Genomic DNA, 4,479 nt, shown 5'->3' on the forward strand with positions numbered 1-4,479 from the left:
TACGCGGCCTCACGCCACATGAATTTGTGTGTGCCCAGTGGCAGAAAAACCCCGTTAACTTTACCCATGACCCGACCCACCTCACGCTGGGACTATACATCTAGGGGTGGTTGATGCTGCCTGAACGGCTGCTAGAGGCAGCTTTTAGAGGCTGTTCAACGCTCATCAACCACCCCTAACCCCTCCTTTCCAAGGAGGGGAACTAGCTCCTAGTCTCTAGCCTGCAAATTGGTTCTGCTGGCTGACCACCTGTGCAGCCCGAGAGGCAAAGTCGCGCTTCGCTCGCCTTGCCATCCGCAAATCAACAGTACCTTTGCCTTCAGTTGATTTCCACCGAACTCACGCGCTTTTATATGAACCAATACGACGTTACCGTCATCGGCTCGGGGCCGGGCGGCTATGTAGCCGCCATCCGCTGCGCCCAGCTGGGCCTCAAAACTGCCCTCATCGAGAAGTACGACACGCTGGGCGGCACCTGCCTCAACGTGGGCTGCATCCCAAGTAAAGCCCTGCTCGACTCCTCCGAGCACTACCACAACGCCCACAGCGTATTCCAGGAGCACGGCATCGATCTGAACGATTTGCGGGTGAACATGCCCCAGATGAACGACCGCAAGAACGGCGTGGTGAAAGCCAACACCGACGGTATCGTGTACCTGATGAAGAAGAACAAAATCGATGTGCTGCACGGCCTGGGCTCGTTCGTCGATAAAACGCACATCAAAATCGTGCCCACCAACGGCGGCGAGGAGCAGCAGATCGAAACCAAGAACGTCATCATCGCCACCGGCTCGAAGCCCACGGTGCTGCCCTTCATCAGCCAGGACAAGGAGCGCATCATCACGAGCACCGAGGCCCTAAACATCCGGGAGGTGCCCAAGAGCTTCATCGTGATTGGCGGCGGCGTTATCGGCCTCGAAATGGCCTCCATTTACGCCCGTTTGGGCTCGGAGGTGACGGTGATTGAGTACACCGATTCGCTGGTGCCGACTATGGACGGCAGCATCGGCAAGGAGATGAAGCGGGTGCTGAGCAAAACCGGCATCAAGTTTATGCTCGGCCACAAGGTAACCGGCGCCACCCGCGCCGGCGACGTGGTAACGGTAACCGCCACCAACCCAAAAGGCGAGGAAGTGAAGGTGGAAGGCGACTACTGCCTGGTGGCGGTGGGCCGCTCGCCCTTCACGGCGGGCGTGAACCTGGAGGCCGCCGGCATCGAGATGGAGGAGCGCGGCCGCATCAAGGTCGATGCCCACCTGCAAACCAACGTGCCCGGCATCTACGCCATCGGCGACGTGGTACGCGGCGCCATGCTGGCCCACAAGGCCGAGGAAGAGGGCGTATTCGTGGCCGAAACCATTGCCGGCCAGAAGCCCCACATCAACTACCTGCTCATTCCGGGCGTGGTGTACACCTGGCCCGAAGCGGCCGGTGTGGGCTACACCGAAGAGCAACTCAAGGAAGAAGGCCGGGCCTACAAAACCGGCAACTTCCCCTTCCGCGCCTCGGGCCGCGCCCGCGCCTCCGGCGACCTCGACGGTTTCGTGAAGGTGCTGGCCGATAAAACGACCGACGAAATCTTGGGCGTGCACATGGTGGGCCCGCGCATCGCCGACCTGATTGCCGAAGCCGTTACGGCCATGGAGTTCCGCGCCTCAGCCGAAGACGTGGCCCGCATGAGCCACGCCCACCCCACCTACGCCGAAGCCATGAAGGAAGCCTGCCTGGCCGCCACCGAGAACCGGGCGATTCACATGTAATTACATCTTGCAAACGCATGAAATAGCCAGAACTTCTCAATGGTAGTTCTGGCTATTTTTGTGTCTTTGAAACTAAGTATGAGCAAGAAATACTGAGTAGCAGCGTTTGATTCATCTAAACGCAATAGATTACAGAGGGTGAAAAAGATACTAGCTGGAAGTATAGGCGTGGTGATGTGCGTATCCTGCCGCCCCTCAAGGCCACTACTTGTCGAAGATGGTGTGGGGCATTATTACTTTCAGGACAAACGAACCGGTCAGACCATTGGCGGGCCTTATACTGGCTTATATAACCAACTCTCAGACAGCAAGCCGCAACCTCTGCCCCGTCGGGTGCTGATAGAAGCATGGGACGCTACGCAGAAAGGCTTGCCGTGGCTGCTAAATGCCTGGGGGGAGCGAACAGTGCGAGCTTTTTTCTTCGATAATGGACCCGATTATGTAGCACAAGGCTTAATGCGCTACACAAATGATAGCGCCCAAGTGGGTTTTGCTAACCGACGCGGTCGAGTAAAAATACCCGCACAGTTTACCATTGCTTACCCCTTCCGGCAAGGGTACAGCATCGTTGGACAGGGTAGCCACCAAGAGCCTTTATATCCGGGTGATACGGAACATATGGTTTGGCGCGGCGGCAAATGGGGTATCATCGACCGACGCGGACGTATTGTTGCGCCCTTGCAGTATGATGAATTGAGCCCCATAAGAGAAAATACAAAGTGGTTAGAGGCCGTGAACGGGACGGATATTTTCCTTATAAACAGAAAAGGCCGGCGGTTATCAGCCCGTACTTATACCACCTATGGTCAGTGGCCTGATACAACCCAGACCTATTCGTTCCCGCCCGATAGCAAAAGCGAATGGTAGCGGGACGCAGCTATTACTGTAGTTACGTGTAACTGATTGGTGATAAAAGCAAAAGCGCCGAAGCTCCTAAGAGCTTCGGCCGCTTTTTTTACAACTAAAGAGCCGTTAATAGGCAAACTCGGCTTTTGGATTAGGGCCGTACTTGTTTTCGCCCGGTGTGCCCTCCTTGCAATAAAGTATCAGCAACCAGATAATACCTACCAACGGAATTAGGGCAATAAAGGAGAACCAGCCGCTTTTGCCCACATCGTGCAGCCGCCGTACCGAAACCGCGAGCCCGGGGACTATCAGGGCCAAGGAGTATACGGTATAGATCATGCCGCCCCCACCTCCGGCTTCCCAAGTAGTGCCGAGCAGGCCATCGGCCACCATTGCCACAATGCCAAAGATGAGCTGGAACAGTAGAAACATCCAGTACTCCTTGCGGCGGGCGCGGCCGCTGAATACGGCATAATTTCTCAAGCCGTGTAAAAAGTATTCCATAAAGAAACAGATAATCGATTCCTACTCGTAAGGCTTTTCGGTGACGCCCCGTTTTTTACTGTGGGTTCTGGGCTCCACTTTACTAGATGCTCAAGGCAAGTACTTGATACACGAAAGCCTACAGCAATTGAGCTAGGCTGCTAAATGGATTCCAAGATAGGATATAAAGAGGCTGGTAGGATATAGAGGCAGTGTAAATAGCCAAAAGAAGTAGTACGAGTAAGATGACTGACTCAGTACAGCCAGGCAGCTGGCAAGCATGCTCCCTACAAGGTCATTAAGCTACCAACAGCACTCACATACTGATTGACGAAAACAGTCGTGCTATTTAGTGCCTTTGGGTCGTGGCTAACTCGCATTCTCCGACAACCTTGCGGGGCAAACCTGCGAATACACTGATCCATGGAGCACAGACGAGTAGCAGTTTCCAAACCGGCTCCGTCAGCTCCGTTAACTCGCTCCGCTATGTCCAAGGACAAGAAGAAAAAGCACAACCGGCAGGAAGCCGTTTCCGACGACCTGTTCTCTGCCACGGCGCAGTCCATCCGCAAATTCCGGCAGGTGACGGACGAAATAGCCAAGCTCAGCACCGGCCAGAAGCTGGCGGGCGGTCTGGCCCTAGTCGTGGCCGGCGTTATTTACCTGGAGCGCCACCGCATCGGACAAGCCGTAGATGCCGTTACGCCCGACCGCGCTTCGTGGCCCCGCCTGCTAACGAACAACGACGCCCCGGCTGCTGCGGAGGAAGTCGCGGGCGAAGCCTCAGACGCGGCTCTCCCGGCCCACAAAAGCCGAAAGCCGGCAAAATCTGGCAAAGGCCGACGGCCAGCTACCGGGGCCTCAGACTTTGCCGTTGAGTGATGCCTGCGTCGCACCCGCAACCCAACGCAAGCGCCTGCTCCGACCTACCTATTCATTTTACTTATCCCTTTTCACTTCTTTCCCTGCCCCATGAAAAAGACCTCAAAAGACAAGCCCAAAGTGGCCAAAAAGATCAAGCCTGCCAAGAAGAAAACCGTCCTCAAGTCGCTTAAAAAGCTGGGCAAAAAGAGCGGTTTGGGTAAGCTGAGCACCACCCAGAAAGTAGTGGGCGGGGCTGCCCTGCTGGCTGCTGGCCTGGGTGTACTGGCCCAACGCACCGGCTTTTTCGCCGGCCTCGATGCCGACGCACCCGATGCTGCCACCACCACCGACGCAGCCGAAGCCGAGCAGAACCTGAACTCGCTGGACGGCGGCAACGTCTAGCCCGTTTTCTGAACTTAAAAAGACCCACCTTGGCCTCGAAGCTCACGAAGGAATGGCTTTCTTCAGCATCACCGATCAGGTCGAGGTCGGAGTTGGAGTGAAAGAACTTGTCCTTGTTGGTGAT

Annotated in this window: 5 protein-coding genes; 4 read left to right on the top strand and 1 reads right to left on the bottom strand. The window is 55.9% G+C overall.

Annotation, left to right across the window (positions count from 1 at the left end; all coding sequences use genetic code 11):
* Positions 1-353: 353 nt before the first annotated feature.
* Positions 354-1,760 (top strand): dihydrolipoyl dehydrogenase, encoded by a 1,407-nt coding sequence (gene lpdA / locus CDA63_RS19835; RefSeq protein WP_088466195.1) that lies wholly within the window; start codon positions 354-356, stop codon positions 1,758-1,760.
* Positions 1,761-1,898: 138 nt separating this feature from the next.
* On the top strand, positions 1,899-2,627 hold the full coding sequence (locus CDA63_RS19840; protein WP_126546985.1) for a WG repeat-containing protein: 729 nt from the start codon (positions 1,899-1,901) through the stop codon (positions 2,625-2,627).
* Between the two features lie 105 nt (positions 2,628-2,732).
* Here CDA63_RS19840 and CDA63_RS19845 read toward each other — a convergent pair whose 3' ends face one another.
* A complete protein-coding gene (locus CDA63_RS19845) occupies positions 2,733-3,110 on the bottom strand; it encodes a DUF805 domain-containing protein (RefSeq protein ID WP_088466193.1) in 378 nt (125 codons plus the stop codon).
* Positions 3,111-3,575: 465 nt separating this feature from the next.
* On the opposite strand from CDA63_RS19845, the gene CDA63_RS19850 reads away from it, so the two are divergent.
* Both CDA63_RS19850 and CDA63_RS21025 read left to right on the top strand, forming a co-directional pair.
* Positions 3,576-3,971 (top strand): hypothetical protein, encoded by a 396-nt coding sequence (locus tag CDA63_RS19850; protein WP_088466194.1) that lies wholly within the window; start codon positions 3,576-3,578, stop codon positions 3,969-3,971.
* Positions 3,972-4,061: 90 nt separating this feature from the next.
* Entirely contained in the window at positions 4,062-4,355 is a 294-nt protein-coding gene (locus CDA63_RS21025) for a hypothetical protein (protein WP_165768420.1), read from the top strand.
* The last annotated feature ends 124 nt before the right edge of the window (positions 4,356-4,479 follow it).

It is taken from the genome of Hymenobacter amundsenii (genome assembly GCF_002204745.1).
GTDB lineage: Bacteria > Bacteroidota > Bacteroidia > Cytophagales > Hymenobacteraceae > Hymenobacter > Hymenobacter amundsenii.

Excerpts from the sequence above, each read along its gene's own strand:
- lpdA (WP_088466195.1), top strand. The coding sequence starts at position 354 with ATGAACCAATACGACGTTACCGTCATCGGCTCGGGGCCGGGCGGCTAT.
- CDA63_RS21025 (WP_165768420.1), top strand. The coding sequence starts at position 4,062 with ATGAAAAAGACCTCAAAAGACAAGCCCAAAGTGGCCAAAAAGATCAAG.
- CDA63_RS19850 (WP_088466194.1), top strand. The coding sequence starts at position 3,576 with ATGTCCAAGGACAAGAAGAAAAAGCACAACCGGCAGGAAGCCGTTTCC.
- CDA63_RS19845 (WP_088466193.1), bottom strand. The coding sequence starts at position 3,110 with ATGGAATACTTTTTACACGGCTTGAGAAATTATGCCGTATTCAGCGGC.